At 30.8% G+C, this 16,647-nt stretch carries 16 protein-coding genes and 1 tRNA gene; 12 read left to right on the plus strand and 5 right to left on the minus strand.

Annotation, left to right across the window (positions count from 1 at the left end):
- Positions 1-3: 3 nt before the first annotated feature.
- From murG to EV195_RS13490, 9 genes are all read left to right on the plus strand, one after another.
- Complete coding sequence (murG, locus tag EV195_RS13450) at positions 4-1,098, plus strand: undecaprenyldiphospho-muramoylpentapeptide beta-N-acetylglucosaminyltransferase (protein ID WP_132795484.1); 1,095 nt, start codon at positions 4-6, stop codon at positions 1,096-1,098.
- Positions 1,095-2,447, plus strand: a complete 1,353-nt coding sequence (gene murC / locus EV195_RS13455; RefSeq protein WP_132795485.1) for a UDP-N-acetylmuramate--L-alanine ligase — start codon at positions 1,095-1,097, stop codon at positions 2,445-2,447. The genes murG and murC overlap by 4 nt, the downstream gene beginning before the upstream one ends.
- Positions 2,440-3,183, plus strand: a complete 744-nt coding sequence (locus EV195_RS13460; RefSeq protein ID WP_243693126.1) for a cell division protein FtsQ/DivIB — start codon at positions 2,440-2,442, stop codon at positions 3,181-3,183. The genes murC and EV195_RS13460 overlap by 8 nt, the downstream gene beginning before the upstream one ends.
- On the plus strand, positions 3,170-4,516 hold the full coding sequence (gene ftsA / locus EV195_RS13465) for a cell division protein FtsA (RefSeq protein ID WP_132795487.1): 1,347 nt from the start codon (positions 3,170-3,172) through the stop codon (positions 4,514-4,516). The genes EV195_RS13460 and ftsA overlap by 14 nt, the downstream gene beginning before the upstream one ends.
- A gap of 46 nt (positions 4,517-4,562) precedes the next feature.
- The gene (gene ftsZ / locus EV195_RS13470) at positions 4,563-6,470 is read left to right on the plus strand and encodes a cell division protein FtsZ (protein WP_132795488.1); all 1,908 of its coding nucleotides are present in this window, start codon (positions 4,563-4,565) and stop codon (positions 6,468-6,470) included.
- An 82-nt stretch (positions 6,471-6,552) separates the two neighbouring features.
- On the plus strand, positions 6,553-6,999 hold the full coding sequence (locus EV195_RS13475) for a GatB/YqeY domain-containing protein (protein WP_132795489.1): 447 nt from the start codon (positions 6,553-6,555) through the stop codon (positions 6,997-6,999).
- 9 nt (positions 7,000-7,008) lie between these two features.
- A tRNA-Arg gene (locus EV195_RS13480) sits at positions 7,009-7,082 on the plus strand.
- A gap of 13 nt (positions 7,083-7,095) precedes the next feature.
- Positions 7,096-9,567 (plus strand): O-antigen ligase family protein, encoded by a 2,472-nt coding sequence (locus EV195_RS13485; protein WP_132795490.1) that lies wholly within the window; start codon positions 7,096-7,098, stop codon positions 9,565-9,567.
- A gap of 14 nt (positions 9,568-9,581) precedes the next feature.
- The gene (locus tag EV195_RS13490; RefSeq protein WP_132795491.1) at positions 9,582-10,400 is read left to right on the plus strand and encodes a zinc-dependent peptidase; all 819 of its coding nucleotides are present in this window, start codon (positions 9,582-9,584) and stop codon (positions 10,398-10,400) included.
- On the opposite strand, the gene rpe is transcribed toward EV195_RS13490, so the two are convergent.
- Positions 10,363-11,022 carry a ribulose-phosphate 3-epimerase gene (rpe, locus tag EV195_RS13495; RefSeq protein ID WP_132795492.1) on the minus strand — a complete coding sequence of 220 codons (660 nt, stop codon included), beginning with the start codon at positions 11,020-11,022 and terminating at the stop codon, positions 10,363-10,365. The genes EV195_RS13490 and rpe overlap by 38 nt on opposite strands.
- 92 nt (positions 11,023-11,114) lie before the next feature.
- Positions 11,115-11,978 carry a sigma-70 family RNA polymerase sigma factor gene (locus tag EV195_RS13500; protein ID WP_132795493.1) on the minus strand — a complete coding sequence of 288 codons (864 nt, stop codon included), beginning with the start codon at positions 11,976-11,978 and terminating at the stop codon, positions 11,115-11,117.
- 211 nt (positions 11,979-12,189) lie between these two features.
- Here EV195_RS13500 and EV195_RS13505 point away from each other — a divergent pair, with 211 nt between their 5' ends.
- The 3 genes from EV195_RS13505 to EV195_RS13515 are packed head-to-tail and all read left to right on the plus strand — an operon-like array spanning position 12,190 to position 13,839.
- Positions 12,190-12,762, plus strand: coding sequence for an RNA polymerase sigma factor (locus tag EV195_RS13505; RefSeq protein ID WP_132795494.1), 573 nt, complete (start codon positions 12,190-12,192; stop codon positions 12,760-12,762).
- A gap of 1 nt (position 12,763) precedes the next feature.
- Positions 12,764-12,982 (plus strand): hypothetical protein, encoded by a 219-nt coding sequence (locus EV195_RS13510; RefSeq protein WP_132795495.1) that lies wholly within the window; start codon positions 12,764-12,766, stop codon positions 12,980-12,982.
- Between the two features lie 38 nt (positions 12,983-13,020).
- On the plus strand, positions 13,021-13,839 hold the full coding sequence (locus EV195_RS13515; RefSeq protein WP_132795496.1) for a mechanosensitive ion channel family protein: 819 nt from the start codon (positions 13,021-13,023) through the stop codon (positions 13,837-13,839).
- Between the two features lie 478 nt (positions 13,840-14,317).
- Here the strand turns inward: EV195_RS13515 and porT are convergent, their stop codons facing one another.
- From porT to EV195_RS13530, 3 genes are read right to left on the minus strand one after another with little or no spacing between them, the layout of a single operon-like run.
- Positions 14,318-15,016 (minus strand): type IX secretion/gliding motility protein PorT/SprT, encoded by a 699-nt coding sequence (porT, locus tag EV195_RS13520; RefSeq protein WP_132795497.1) that lies wholly within the window; start codon positions 15,014-15,016, stop codon positions 14,318-14,320.
- 1 nt (position 15,017) lies between these two features.
- Positions 15,018-15,746, minus strand: coding sequence for a bifunctional demethylmenaquinone methyltransferase/2-methoxy-6-polyprenyl-1,4-benzoquinol methylase UbiE (ubiE, locus tag EV195_RS13525; RefSeq protein WP_132795498.1), 729 nt, complete (start codon positions 15,744-15,746; stop codon positions 15,018-15,020).
- The gene (locus EV195_RS13530; protein WP_132795499.1) at positions 15,739-16,632 is read right to left on the minus strand and encodes a NifU family protein; all 894 of its coding nucleotides are present in this window, start codon (positions 16,630-16,632) and stop codon (positions 15,739-15,741) included. Before EV195_RS13530 ends, ubiE begins: the two co-directional genes overlap by 8 nt.
- Positions 16,633-16,647: the final 15 nt, after the last annotated feature.

A 16,647-nucleotide genomic window follows, 5' to 3' on the forward strand; every position in this document is an offset into this window, starting at 1 on the left:
CAAATGGAAAAATCGTTAAGTGTTGTTATAAGTGGTGGTGGAACAGGAGGTCATATTTATCCTGCAATAGCTATTGCTAATGAGATTAAACTTCGATATCCTGAAGCTAGAATTTTGTTTGTTGGTGCTAAAGATAAAATGGAGATGGAAAAAGTACCACAGGCTGGTTATGAAATAAAGGGATTATGGATTTCGGGTATTCAAAGAAAACTGACGCTTAAAAATTTATTATTTCCTTTAAAACTCATCAGTAGTTTGTGGAAAGCTATTGGAATCATTAATAAGTTTAAGCCTGATGTAGTAATAGGAACAGGTGGATTTGCTAGTGGTCCAACGTTAATGATAGCGAATAGAAAAAGAATACCAACCTTAGTACAAGAACAAAATTCCTTTCCAGGAATAACCAATAAATTACTAAGTAAAAAAGCAACTAAGATTTGTGTGGCTTATGATAATTTAGAAAGGTTTTTTCCGAAGGATAAAATTATAAAAACAGGGAATCCGGTTCGTCAAGATTTATTATTAGTTCACTCTAAAAGAGAAGAAGCACAAGCTTTTTTTAAGTTAGACAAGAAGAAAAAAACTGTATTGGTTATTGGAGGGAGTTTAGGTGCTAGAAGAATAAATCAATTAATTGAATTGGAATTAGGATTCTTTAAAAAACAAGATGTTCAACTTATATGGCAATGTGGTAAGTTGTATTATGAAGAATTTAAAGAGTACGATAAAGAAAATAATATACAGGTTTTCCAGTTCTTAAACCGAATGGATTTGGCGTATGCTGCTGCTGATTTTGTTATTTCAAGATCAGGAGCTAGTTCAGTTTCTGAATTATGCATAGTAGGTAAGCCAACAATATTTATTCCGTCGCCAAATGTTGCGGAAGATCATCAAACCAAAAATGCAAAAGCAATTGTTGATAAGCATGGAGCGTTGATGTTAAAAGAAAACGAATTAAATACGTTTCCTGTAGTTTTTGAAACGTTATTGAAAGATAAAGGAAAACAAGAAAGTTTAAGTGAAAATATTAAAGAGTTAGCATTGCCAAATGCAACATCTGATATTGTAAACGAAATAGAGAAATTAATCAAAAAGTGAATTTAAACAACATACATAACGTGTATTTTATTGGTATAGGAGGTATTGGTATGAGTGCCTTAGCCAGATATTTTTCTAGTAATAAGAAAAATGTAGCAGGTTATGATAAAACTCCTTCGCCTATTACTGATGAGCTGGTAAGGATGGGGATGAGTATTCATTTTGAAGATAATTTAGCGTTAATTTCTAAGGACTTTTTTGAAAAAGAGTCAACATTAGTAGTTTATACTCCAGCGATACCAAAAGGACATAGCGAGTTACAATACTTTTTAGATAATGAGTTTCATGTTTATAAAAGAGCAGAAGTGTTAGGTAAAATTACCGAAAATACTTTTTGCTTAGCGGTAGCTGGAACACATGGAAAAACAACTACTTCCTCAATTTTAGGACATATAATGCAGCCAGTAAATGCTACTGCTTTTTTAGGTGGAATTTCAGAAAATTATAATTCTAATCTAATCCTAGGGAAAGATGAAATTTCGGTTGTTGAGGCTGATGAATATGATCGTTCGTTTTTGCAATTATCTCCTAATATAGCTTGTGTTACTTCTATGGATGCTGATCATCTAGATATCTATGGAGCGCATGATTCTTTAGTAGCTTCTTTTCAAGAGTTTTCAAATAAAGTGACAGATAAATTGGTGGTTGCTAAAGGTCTTAATCTAGAAGGAATCACTTATGCGATTGATGAGGAAGCTGATTACATGGCTTGTAACTTACGAGTTGGAGACGGAACGTACCTTTTTGATGTTGTAACTCCTAATGGCCAAATTAATGATATTGAGTTTGGTTTACCAGGAAGACATAATATAATGAATGCTTTAGCAGCGCTAGCAATGGCTCATTTGTATGGAGTTTCATTAGGGATTATTAAAAAACAGCTTAAGACTTTTGCAGGAGTACAAAGACGTTTTTCATATAAGTTAAAACAAGAAGGTTTAGTGCTTATTGATGATTATGCACATCATCCAACAGAAATTAAGGTGGTGCATTCAGCAGTTAGAGAAATGTATCCTAATCAAAAAGTATTGGCAGTATTTCAACCACATTTATTTTCAAGAACAAGAGATTTTATAGATGAATTTGCAGCTGAGTTGTCAAAGTTTGATGAGGTTGTTTTATTAGATGTTTATCCTGCAAGAGAATTGCCAATTGAAGGTGTAACGTCAAAGTGGTTGTTGGAAAAAATAGATAATCAATATAAATATGTATTGTCGAAACAAGAAATGAAAGATTTTGTTGCAAATTCAGATGCAACAATTGTGTTAATGCTAGGAGCAGGTGATATAGGTTTGTTATTAGAAGAGGTTAAGGAAGAACTATTAAATCGTGTGAAAAGTGATGAATAGAAAAATAGTTATATATCCAACATTTGTTTGCTTATTGCTGGTTTTGTCGTTTTTATACGGGTTTACCAAGAAAAGAAATTTAAATAGGAAAGTACATTCTATAGAAATTAAATTTGAAGAAGGAGACAATTCGTTTTTAACGCATGAGGCGGTTAATAAATTGTTAATACAAAGTCAGGTTACGGTTAAAAACCAACCAAAAAGAATCATAGATTTACACCATCTAGAGGAACAAGTGTTGGCAAATCCTTATGTTGATGAGGCTAAGGTATTTATAACACCAGGGGGATTAATAAAAACTCATATTTCACAAAAAGAACCTATTGCCAGAATCATTTCTGGTGAGGAAATGTATTATATAGACGATGAAGGATTTAAAATTCCTTTGTCTGAAAACTTTTCTGCTAGAGTACCATTGGTATTAGGAGAAAATATATCCTCAGCTATTAACGAAATAACAGGGTTAATTGTTTTTATTTCTCAAGACGATTTTCTTAAAAAAGAAATAACTGGTATAAGAAAATCGAAGGTGAACGAGTATGTTTTAGATGTTCGAAGTGGAGATTATAAAATTCACTTTGGAAAGTATGAAGATGTTAATTTAAAATTTAAAAAGTTAAAAGCTTTTTACAATAAATCGTTAAAAGATAAATCGATTAACCAGTATAAAATAATAAATGTAAAATATCACAACCAAGTGGTGTGTACAAAACAAAATCAAGATGGAAAACAATAAAATTGCAGTTGGTTTAGATATTGGAACTACCAAGATTGTTGCCATGATTGGTCGCAAGAATGAATATGGTAAGATTGAAGTACTTGGTATTGGAAAAGCTAAAAGCTTGGGAGTAAAACGTGGTGTTGTTAATAACATTACACAAACAATTCAATCCATTCAGCAAGCTGTAGATGAAGCCGAAAGTGTTTCTGGACAAAGAATTAATGAAGTTGTAGTAGGTATTGCTGGTCAGCATATTAGAAGTTTACATCATAGTGATTATATCACAAGAGTGAATGCAGATGAGGTTATTGAGCATACAGATATCGAAAACTTGGTAAATCAAGTACACAAATTGGTAATGTTGCCTGGTGAAGAAATTATTCATGTGTTACCACAAGAATTTAAAGTAGATAGCCAACCAGATATAAAGGAGCCAATTGGAATGTATGGAGGAAGGTTAGAAGCTAATTTCCATGTGGTAGTTGGTCAGGTTTCTTCTATTCGAAATATTGGTAGATGTGTGAAGAGTGCAGGTTTAAATTTAGCAGATATTACTTTAGAACCTTTGGCATCTTCTTCTGCTGTTTTAAGTCAGGAAGAAAAAGAAGCTGGAGTAGCGCTAATAGATATAGGAGGTGGAACAACTGATTTAGCAATTTTTAAAGATGGAATCATACGTCATACTGCGGTAATTCCTTTTGGAGGAAATGTAATTACTGAAGATATTAAAGAAGGTTGTTCAATTATTGAAAAGCAAGCTGAGCTTCTAAAAATAAAATTTGGTTCTGCTTGGCCTGGTGAAAATAAAGAAACTGAAATTGTTTCTATTCCAGGATTACGAGGAAGAGAACCAAAAGAAATAACCTTAAAAAATCTTTCTAAAATAATTCATGCAAGAGTACAAGAGATTATAGAGCATGTGTATTTAGAAATAAAAAATTACGGTCACGAAACACAAAAAGGAAAGTTAATAGCTGGAATTGTTTTGACTGGTGGTGGTTCTCAGTTAAAACATTTACGACAGTTAGTTGAGTATATAACAGGAATGGATACTCGTATTGGATATCCTAATGAACACCTTGCAGGTGATAGTGACGAAGTGTTATCTAGTCCTTCCTATGCTACTGCAGTTGGATTACTAATGGAAGGTTTAGAAAAACAATCTCCGTTGGAAGAAGAGGAACCTATAACCGTTCAAGAACCAGAAGTTAATGCTAATCAATTTTCTAATGAAGAAGTTGATGAAGTAGTTGAAGAAAAACAAAAGCAACAAACTATTAAGAGAGGAAAGTCGTTTTTAGACAAGTTTACAGAACGATTTAAAGAATTTCTTGATAACGCAGAATAAAAAATTAATTAAGAGATAAAGAGTTTAAACAAAAAGAAGAGTTATTATGAGCGCAGAATTTGATAACATTTCGTTTGATATGCCAAAAACACAATCAAATACAATTAAAGTAATTGGTGTTGGAGGTGGAGGTAGCAATGCAGTAAATTACATGTATAGCAAACAAATTCACGGAGTTGATTTCGTAATTTGTAACACCGATTCACAAGCATTAGAAAACAGTCCAATTCCTAATAAAATTCAATTAGGAGCACACTTAACTTCTGGTTTAGGAGCTGGAGCTAATCCAGATGTAGGTGCACAAGCAGCTGCTGAAAGTATTCAAGAAATACAGCAAATGTTAAATGCACATACAAAAATGGTATTTATTACTGCCGGAATGGGAGGTGGAACAGGAACTGGAGCTGCGCCTATTATTGCAAAAATTGCTAAAGATATGGACATTCTAACTGTGGGAATTGTTACAATGCCATTTCAGTTTGAAGGAAGAATGCGTTCAAAACAAGCGCAACAAGGAATTGATGAACTGCGTAAAAATGTAGACTCTTTAATTGTTATCAATAATAATAAACTGCGTGAAGTATATGGGAATTTAGGATTTAAGTCTGGATTTTCTAAAGCTGATGAGGTATTAGCAACAGCGGCCAAAGGTATTGCAGAAGTAATAACGCATCACTATAAACAAAATATCGACTTACACGATGCTAAAACAGTATTAGCTAATAGTGGAACTGCTATTATGGGTTCTGCAAGAGAATCTGGGGATAATCGTGCTAAAAATGCAATTATCAAAGCATTAGACTCTCCGTTGTTAAATGATAATAAAATTACAGGAGCTAAGAATGTATTATTGCTAATTGTTTCTGGATCAAATGAGGTAACTCTTGATGAAATCGGAGAGATTAACGATTACATTCAAACTGAAGCTGGCTATGATGCAAATATCATTATGGGTATTGGTGAAGACGAGGCTCTAGAAGAAGGAATATCTGTTACTGTTGTTGCAACAGGATTTGCGCAAGATCAACAACAAACTATAAATAATGTTGAAACAAAGAAAATTGTTCACACATTAGAAGATGATCAAAAGGCAACGTATGAGTTTGATAAAAAGACTGTAGTTAAATCTCCAACATTAGAAGAGTCTATTTCAATCAATAGACCAGAAGAAAAAGTTGTACATGTATTAGATGTAACTGAAGAGAAAGATGTGGTGCTGCCTAAATCTGATTTAATTAAAACGACTGAAGCTATTAAAAATATTGAAGTGACTTATGAAGAAGTTACTTATAACCATTTTGTAGCTGTACCAGAGACGGAATTTGTAATTACGAATGTAACTAAGAAGCAAGAATTAAAAGAAGAGGTAGAGGAGATTCCTGCTATTCAACAGAATCTTTTGTTTGATCTTCCGTTGAATTCTTATGAAGAAATTAAACCTACAGAGGTTAATGAAAATCAATTAATCAAAACTACAGAAGCAATCAAGAATATTCAGGTATTTGCTGAAGAAGTAAAGCCAGCATATGAAAAAAGATATGTTTTGGAAGATTTTGATATTCAGCCAACCATTGGTAAGAGTTCAACGCCATCTGTAGAAAGTAAGCAAGAGGAAGAAGAGGCTCTTAAGTTCGAAGTGAGAACAAAAGTTCCTAATGATGATGGAGATGAAAACTTCAATGGAGAAGAAGCTTCTCCTTTAAGCTTAACGATTACTGAGTTACAAAAGAGAGCGAAAGAACGAAGAGAAAAAATGAAAGGCTTTAATTATAAGTTTTCAGATCAAGTAAATAAAAATATAGATGATATTGAGCGCCAACCTGCGTATAAGCGTTTAGGTGTTGATCTAGATGTAAATACTAAAATAAGCGAATCAAAGACTCCTTTAGAAACAAATTCTGATGAGTTTCCTCTAAAGTCTAATAATTCTTTTTTACATGATAATGTAGATTAGTATTCTAAGAATTAAAAATCTAAATCCTGAGAAATCAGGATTTTTTTATATGTATTATATTTGAAACATAAAGAAATAAGAAATGAGTGTACAGAAAGATATTACAGAGAAGATGAAAGAAGCTATGAAAGCTAAAGATACTATTGGGTTAGCTGCATTAAGAGCATTGAAATCTGCTTTTTTACTAGCTAAAACAGAAGTGGGCGCTGGAGAGTTAACTCCAGAACAAGAATTAAAAATAATTCAAAAGCAAGTAAAGCAAAGAAAAGACAGCGCTCAAGTATATTTAGAGCAAAACAGACAAGATTTAGCTGATCCAGAATTAGCTGAGGCTAAAGTTTTAGAACAATTTTTACCTGCAGCATTAAGCGAAGATGAAATTATCAGTGTAGTTAGAGATGTCATTAAAGATATTAACGCAGAAGGAATGAAGGATATGGGAAAAGTTATGGGAATTGTATCTAAGAAACTGGCAGGGCAAGCAGATGGAAAAACTATTTCGACTATTGTCAAACAAGAATTAGTATAAAACAGTACTGGCCCAGTAGTTCAATTGGATAGAATATCAGATTTCGGCTCTGACGGTTAGAGGTTCGAGTCCTCTCTGGGTCACAATAAATGCAACATGGGAAAAAAGACATTTCATAAAAATTCAAAAAAACCAATACCTAAAACACCTAAACCAAATTTAAAAAAAGGTGTAAAAAATGAACGGTTTTTACTATTAGATAAAATATTGCTTTTACTTTACTTAGCTGTTGGCTTTGTGCCTCATATGAATACATTAGATGTAGCAATTACTCAATGGTATTATATATCAATACTAAATTTTGTTGTTATTTGTTATTTGTTTTTGTATGAGAATTCAATAGATATAAGTTTTAACAACACAATAGCTAAATGCTTTTTTATAGGGGCTTTAGTGTTTATTTTCTTCGCTCTTTTATCATTTATTAAATCAATTTCTGTTTCAGAAAGTATAGTATTTACCTGTATTCTAATAAATACTTTAATAGCCTTTTATAATTTTTATTTTATCCTAAAAGATAAATTAATAGAGTTATTTCCATTCATCGTATATACGTTAATGTTTTTTTTAGCAATAGAATCGCTACAAGTTATTTATCATTTTGCAATTTTAAACGGCAACGAACCAAGAAGTGAAGATTTATTTATTGGTTTAAATCCCACTTACGGAAACAGGAATATTTTAGCAGCAAGTTTAATAATTAAAACGACATTTACTTTTTATATTTTATTTACATCTAAAAAAAACATACATACTATTTTTAGTTTAGTGGTAATTTATTTTTCAGTATTTAGTATTCTTATTATTGGTGCTAGAACAGCTATTTATAGTCTTCCAATACTATTTTCAATATTAATATTTGGTAAATTATTTTTAAGCAAAAAAGAAAGTCTTTTACAAATGTCTAAGACTTTTTTAACTCCTTTACTTATAATTTTCGTATTGGCTTTTATAAGCTCACTATCAATAAATAAAATTCATAAAGGAAAACTTAATAGCTTTGAAAATCTGGTTTTTACCAAATTTAAAAAAGATTTATACAAAGAAGATATAAACATAAGATCGTTAGCTAGTGATAGTGGTAGAGATAAGTTTTGGGAGGCTGCTTTAGATGGTTTTATGACAAGTCCAATAGTTGGAGTAGGAATTGGAAATTGGAAAGTAATTGATAAAGAGAAGCTAGTATGGGCAAGAAAAGGAGAAAATCAATTTTATCCAAGGAGAGCACATAATGATTTCTTACAGGTATTATCTGAGTTTGGAATTTTTGGTTTTTTAATTTTCATCGGGCTTTTTGGTGTTGTATATTATGTTTTGTTGTCTAGTTTCTTTACTGATGAGAATTATGATAATAGAATTATAGCTTTGGTTTGTATTGCTGCATTTTTGGCTTATAGTCTTGATTCACTAATGAATTTCCCTTCTGAGCGAACCCCAGTTCAAATAATGGGTTTTTTGTTAATAGCGCTAAGTATTTCGATTCCTAAAAGAACATCCAAAACAGTAAAATTACATCATTATATAAAAATAGGTTTAGCAGGATTAACTCTAGTTTTAGTATACGGAAATTATTTAATTTTTACTTCGGGTAAATATCAAGCGATAGTTCGAAATAATATCAGAGGGAAGAATATCTTAAAGGATAAATATAAAGTGAGTTATGACCAAATGAATGCGCTATATCCATCATTTCCTAAGCTTAATTTTATGGGGCAACCTATTGATTATGCTAAAGCTGTTTTGGCGTACAGCGAAGGGAAATATGTGCAAACCATGGGTCATTTAGATTTAGCAATAAAAGAGTCGCCTTATTCACTTGAACATTATGCTTTTAAATCGTTAATATTTAGATCTAATGAATTATTTAAAAACCAAGATAGTTCAATTTATTATGCTAAAAAGGTTTTTGATAAAAGGCCAGGTTTAATAAACCAATATAGGATTTTAAAAAATTATTACAAATCGCAAAATGACACAGTAGCTTTATTTGATGTAATTTCTCGTCATCAAAGTTATTTGCCAGAAAATGAAAATGCTTGGATTGATAAAATTAATTTCTATTTAAAATACCCAAAAGATTTAAAAAGAGCTAATGAATTAATTGATTCGGCAAAATTAGCACTACCTGAAAGTAAAAGAATTAAAGAATTAAAAATAATAAATAATAATTCAGGAAAAGAAGTCCTAGCCAGCTCGGATAGTCTCATACAAGAACGTATAAGATTACAAAATATATTGAATAAAGCAAGTAATTTATTTAACAACAAAAAATATCCAGAAGCTTACAATCTTTATAATATAGGTTTAGAGTTAGATACCGATAATGAAGAGATTCGTCTGAGTTTAGCTTTAACTGATATTAAATTAAAAAGATATAAAGAGGCTATTGAAAAACTAAACATAATTATTAGCTCAGGTAAAATTACTAATGGTAAACCAGAGTATAATAGAGGGTTATGTTATTTAAGATTGAATAATAAAAAAGCTGCTGGTGTTGATTTTAGAGCTAGCTATGATAAAGGTTTTCCCATGGCAAAAGAGTTGAGCCCTACAATTTTAAAGTACTAAGACTAAGTTATAAAATGAAGTCTTATTTCTATTTTAAGTTAGTTGTTTATAGTGTTAGCGGACTTACTTTTGTTATTAATACTCTAGAGTCTTTGTATGTTTCTGTTTTTAACAAGCCCATTTTTGTACATCTGTACTTTATTAAAAAGAAATTACCAAAGCACAAGAAAGATTTTTTACAAGATGTTTCATTTTACAGAAAGCTCACGCCTAAGTATCAGAGTTATTTCGAGCATCGTTTAGTGAAATTTATAAGGAATTATGATTTTATTGAAAGAGATGGGTTTAAACTTACACCAGAAGCAAAAGTGCTAATCGCTTCTTCATATGTTAAGCTCACTTTTGGTATGAGGAAGTTTACTTCTTCAACATTTAATAAAATAATTGTTTATCCATCTTCTTATTATTCGGCAATCACACAACAATATCATAAAGGGGAGTTTAATCCTGGATTAAAGCTAGTAGTGTTTTCATGGGAAGATTTTCTCTTAGGAGAAATAATAACCAATGACAATCTAAATTTAGGAATACATGAGTTTACTCACGCGTTAACCTTTCATGGAAAAAAGTCTAAAGATAAAAGTGCTAAAATATTTTACAGGGTTTTTCTTGAGATAATTAAATTTATGAAAAACCCTGTAAATTCATCTGCAATTATAGAATCTAATTACTTCAGAGACTACGCTAATACAAATGCCTTAGAATTTCTTTCAGTTATTATGGAGCATTTTTTTGAAACACCAGTAGAGCTAAAACAAAAATTTCCTGAGTTATACTTTAAAATAGAAAGAATGCTTAATTACAAAGCGATTTTAAATCAGCAATTGTCTTAGTTGGATTTTCGCTCTTAAAAACAAAACTACCTGCAACTAAAACATCTGCTCCAGCCTCGGTTAGTTGTTTAGCATTTTTGCTAGTAACACCTCCGTCGATTTCAATTAAAGTTTTTGAATTAGTGTCGTTAATTAAGTGTTTAAGTTGGGTAACTTTTTTATAGGTATTTTCAATAAATGATTGTCCGCCAAACCCTGGATTTACACTCATTATACATACTAAATCCAAGTCGCTTATAATGTCCTCTAAAACGGAAATAGGTGTATGTGGATTTAATGCAACTCCAGCTTTCATGCCTACAGCTTTTATAGCTTGAACAGTTCTGTGTAAATGAGTACACGCTTCATAGTGTACAGTAAGAATGTCAGCACCTAAATCTGCAAACGTTTTTATGTATCTGTCCGGATCAACAATCATTAAGTGAACATCTATAGTTTTTTTAGCATGAGATGAAATAGCTTTTAAAACTGGCATTCCAAAAGAAATGTTAGGAACAAAAACTCCGTCCATAATATCAATATGAAACCAGTCAGCATCACTATTGTTTACCATTTCTACATCTCGCTGTAGGTTTCCAAAATCAGCTGCTAAAACTGAAGGAGCAATAAGTTTATTCATTATATGTGTGTTGTGTTTATGCGGTAAAAATACAACATAAAAAAAACTCTCAATAAAAAGTATTGAGAGTTTTTAATGATATTATTAAAAGCTTATTAACCTAAATAAGTCATTAAAATTTTACTTCTAGAAGTGTGTTTTAATCTACGAATCGCTTTTTCTTTAATCTGACGAACTCTTTCTCTTGTTAAATCAAAAGTTTCACCAATTTCTTCTAATGTCATTGGTTGATGCTCTCCTAAACCGAAATACAATCTTACAACATCAGCTTCACGAGGAGTTAATGTTTCTAAAGCTCTGTTAATTTCAATTCTTAAAGATTCGTGTAATAAAGTTCTATCTGGATTTGGAGATTCCCCAGAATTTAATACATCATATAAATTAGAATCTTCTCCTTCAATTAATGGTGCATCCATAGATACATGGCGACCAGAATTTTTCATTGATTCTTTAACATCACTTACAGTCATGTCTAACTTTTTAGCAATTTCTTCAGCGCTTGGAGGGCGCTCATTTTCTTGCTCTAAAAAGGCATACATTTTATTGATTTTGTTAATAGAACCAATTTTATTTAACGGTAAACGTACAATACGAGACTGTTCAGCTAAAGCTTGTAAAATAGATTGACGAATCCACCATACTGCATAAGAAATAAATTTAAATCCACGTGTTTCATCAAAACGTTTAGCAGCTTTAATAAGTCCAAGGTTACCTTCATTAATTAAGTCAGGTAAAGTTAATCCTTGATTTTGGTATTGCTTAGCAACCGATACTACGAAACGTAAGTTAGCCTTAGTTAATTTTTCCAAAGCTCTTTGGTCACCAGCTTTAATACGCTGCGCTAACTCTACTTCTTCATCGGCAGTAATCAAATCTACTTTTCCAATTTCTTGTAAATATTTATCAAGTGAGGCAGTTTCTCTGTTGGTTACCTGTTTCGTAATTTTAAGTTGTCTCATATACTTTTAATTATTTAATTACATACTCTACATTACCTTATACGGTATATTTAAAGTAAATGTTACAAAACATTTTATTTTTTTGAAAAAAACTTTGGTAAATGTTAAAAAGTGTTAATTTTATAAAAAGCATCAAATAGAACTGTGACTTACACTTACATTTTGTGTCTCAATACAATAGAACTAAACTTTGATATAAGAAAGAGCACTTTTGGATACTAATAAAGTAGATTATATTACCGATGAAGAACTCGTTCGGAAAATAGTGGAGAAGAATGATACTCATTTATTTGCTATTTTATACGATAGGTATGCAGTAGTTGTATACAATAAGTGTTATGGTTTCTCTAAAAACAAAGAGGAAGCACAAGATTTAGCACATGATGTTTTCGTGAGGTTGTTCGTAAAACTTAGAACTTTTAAAGGAAAGTCTAAGTTTTCTACTTGGTTATATTCTTTTACCTACAATTTTTGTGTGAATTATGTACAAAGAAATACGGCTAAAAAGAATGAGAAAGTTACAGTGGTAACTGATGTTATCAAAGATGAAGATGTTGATTCAGATGAAATTAATGATGCGTCTTTATTTGAGTTAAAATCAGATAAATTGGCTAAGGCTTTAGAGATTATCGACCCTGAAGAGAAAATGATTCTCCTAATGAAGTATCAGGATGATATGAGTATTAAGGAAATTCAAGAAGTCCTTGAGATTGGTGAGAGCGCAGTAAAAATGCGTGTAAAGAGAGCGAAAGAAAAAGTGGTTAAAGCTTATAATAGTTTATAATATGGATAATCCGTTTAAGAAAATATTACATAACGAGGAACTTCCTAAGGTACTTAAGAAGAAAGTACTTGATGATGTTGCTATGATTAAGTTATCCATAGACATGGCAGATTTATTTGTAGTTAAGTACCCTAGTGCAATAGGAGATTTATTAGGTGGGGGAGGTGCTGATGATGATAAAGTTTCGAATAAAAAGAAGGATAATAAAAACGATAAATAATATATATTAACATATAAAGCTAACTAAATATACTAATTATGAATTTTTTACAGATCGATATACTAAAACCTTTTCAAGATATTTTTGAGGATGTAGTGCAGTCTTTACCTAAAGTAGCTGGTTTTGTTGGTTACGTAATTTTTGTTTGGATTTTTATGAAGGTATTTTTATATGTTCTACGAAAAGTCTTATCAAAAACAAACTTAGATCAATGGTCAGATAAATTGAGTGAAACTAAGATATTTGGAGATGCTACAATCAATATAGTACTAACTGAAGTTATATTAAATGTTCTTAAATGGTTCTTAATTTTAGTATTTGTAATGGCTGGCGCAGGTATTTTTGGACTTACAGTTGTTTCTGACGGATTGAGGAGTTTCTTTGCTTATTTACCAAAGCTAATTACTGCTTTAGGAATTTTTGTTGCTGGAGCTTATTTAGGTACTATGGTAAAGAAAGCGATTCAAGGAATGTTTAAATCACTTGAGATTAATGGAGGCAATTTAGTTGGTAATATTGCTTTTTATCTGATTGTAGTTTTCTTATCTATAACAGCTTTGGATCAAGCAGGTGTTGATACTTCTGTTATTAAGAGTAATCTTACATTATTAATTGGATCTATTCTTTTAGCTTTTACTATTGCGTTTGGTTTAGGAGCAAGAGATGCTGTATCAAGACTATTATTCGGTTATTATTCTAGGAGAAATGTAGCTATTGGTTCTATTGTGAAAATTGGAGATATAGAAGGAGAGGTAATAGCTATCGATAATATATGTTTTACTATTAAAACTTTGGAAGGGGAAGTTGTGTTACCAATTAAAGAAGTGGTGGACAGTACAATAATTATTAAAAAGTAATTTTTGTAATAAAAAATATATATATTTGTGAAGTTTATATTATAACGTATTCAGTAAAAATACCTTAATAAGGTATTTACGATAATAATTTATTTGGTAGATTTCGGGGGACTTCTATCTACAGGGTTGCGTAGTGGGCAACTCATAAAGGGCTAGTTTTACTAGCTCTTTTTTTTTTTAGAAAAAAAATTAATTTTTTGTGACCTCAAAAAAAATATTGTGTCTTAAGAGTATAGTGTGTGATATTGTATTCTGGGGGGACGACAATTTCCACACATATCATTAACTTAAAAGCCGCTATTTATTGCGGCTTTTTTGTTAAAAAGAATTTTAGTGTCACCAAGTTATAAACTATTGTGTCTTACATATAATGTATGGGGTTTTTTGATTTGGGTGATATCAATAATACTATACACGTTAATAACAAGAAGAGCCGCAATATTGCGGCTCTTTAATTGTGTGTATGTTAATTATTATATTATTCGAAAGATAAATGAAGGAAAATTCCTCGAGTTCCCATAAAATCAATTGGATCTGTCCATTGACTAGGAGATCTTTCATCATATTTTACCTCATTAGTTATTGCAAATATTCCTCTTATAGATGGGGAGAATTTAAAGTAAGGTAAGTACAAATCGATACCAATACCTACTTCATACATTAAATTACTAGCAGTTTGTCTAAACTGGCCTCCAAAATTATCATTTTGATTTCTCTCGTTACTAGAAAAATTATAATCGAATGAAGCACCTCCTAAAACATAAGGTCTAACGTTATTTAATCTATTTGTACTAAATTTAAAGATAAAAGGTAAGTGTAAATAAGTATTTCCTACTTCTCTAGTATCTTGTCCAGGAGTTGTTATATGAGTAAAACGTAAAACTTTAGTATTAGATATAAGACCTGGCTCAAATCGAAGATTAATATTGTTGTGTAACTTTAAGTCAGCTATTAAACCAACATTAAAACCAACTTCAGAGGTTACTTCTATTTGTGGGTTGTTAAATGCGCTAGGTTTATAAGCTACTTTAAATCCATTTGTATTAAGACCTAAATAAAAACCATAATGTATTCTACGTTTATCAAAGCTTGGAAGGTTTTCAACTCTCTCACGTTGAGAAAGTACGTTCCATGATATAAACATTAAACAAACAGAAATAAAAAACTTTTTTTGCATACTACTTTGTTGATGTATAAATTGACGCTACTCCGAAAGTTACGGGTAAGCTATTTGCATTCTTAAACCCATTTTTTGTTAAAATATTGTTGAAAGCTTCACCAAAAGGAAAAGAATTTGCACTTTCAGATAAATAAGAATATGCAACTTTATCTTTAGAAAATAACTTACCAATTACAGGAAGAATGAAATTAGTATAAAATTTGTAACCTTGTTTAAAGGGAAACTTTGTAGGATTTGAAGTTTCTAAAACAACAAACTTTCCTCCAGGTCTTAATACTCTGTATATTTCTGTTAAGCCTTTATCTAAATTTTCAAAATTACGAACACCAAAAGAAACAGTAATAGCATCAAAAGTATTGTCTTCAAAAGGAATATTTTCACTATCGCCAACAACCATTTCTATTTTATCAGATAAGTTAGCTTTGTTTACTTTCTGCTTTCCTACTTCTAACATTCCAGGTGAAATATCTAATCCAACAATTTTGTCAGGATTTAATTGAGCCATCATTAAAGCTAAATCTCCAGTCCCTGTAGCAATATCTAAAATTTTCTTAGGATTTACTTCGGAAACTAACTTAACTACTTTTTTTCTCCAGCTTACATCAATACCTAACGATATTACTCGATTTAAACCATCATAATTTTCAGAAATGTTATCAAACATCTGAGCAACTTGCTCTTTCTTTCCTAATTCAGAATCTTTGTACGGTTTTATTTGTTTATCCATTTATAGCGATTACTTCATTAATTTGATTAGGTAACATTTCTTTTAGCATCGTTTCGATACCGTTTTTTAAGGTGATTGTAGAAGAAGGACAACCGCTACAGGCTCCTTGTAAAATAACACTTACTCTTTTTGTGTCAGAATCATAAGAACGAAAAGCAATGTTTCCACCATCAGAAGCCACAGCTGGTTTTATGTACTCGTCTAAAATTTCTATTATTTTAGTAGAAGTTTCATCTAAGTTTTCGGTGTTTACCTTAATTTCTTCTTTCTTTTTTTCTTCTGGTAAATTAGAAATGATAGTTTTTCCTTCTTGTAAATATTGTCTTATGAATGTTCTGATTTCTTGATATATTTCACTCCATTCAACAATATCATATTTTGAAATAGAAATATAGTTCTCAGAAATAAATACTTCTTTAACAAAAGGAAAGCTAAATAAGGCTTGTGCTAATGGAGAAGATTTACTTGCTTCCTCTATATTTTTTAATTCTACATCTGTTTGTGTTAAAGCTTTGTTAGTTCCAAACTTCATCACGGCAGGATTAGGAGTAACTTCGGCATACACTTCAATAGCACTCTTTTTCTCTTCTTGCTCTTTGATAACCTTATTACCACTATTTAAATAGGCTTCTATTTGTCCTCTTACTTCTTCTTGAACATCTTCCCATTCTACAATATCGAAACGTTGCACGGCAATAAAATTAGCAGTAACAAATACCTTTTTAACAAAAGGTAAATAGAATAATTGTTGTGCTAGAGGAGATAATTTTGCTTCGTCTATATTATTGAATTCAAAACTACCACCATTGATTAATATTGTATTACTAACAAATTTTATAATTGAGTTATTGTTAGTTTCTTGTATTTGAATTTTTATATTTTCCATAAGTAAAAATGAATA

The sequence above is a fragment of the Tenacibaculum skagerrakense genome (assembly GCF_004345825.1).
Taxonomy (GTDB): Bacteria; Bacteroidota; Bacteroidia; order Flavobacteriales; family Flavobacteriaceae; genus Polaribacter; species Polaribacter skagerrakensis.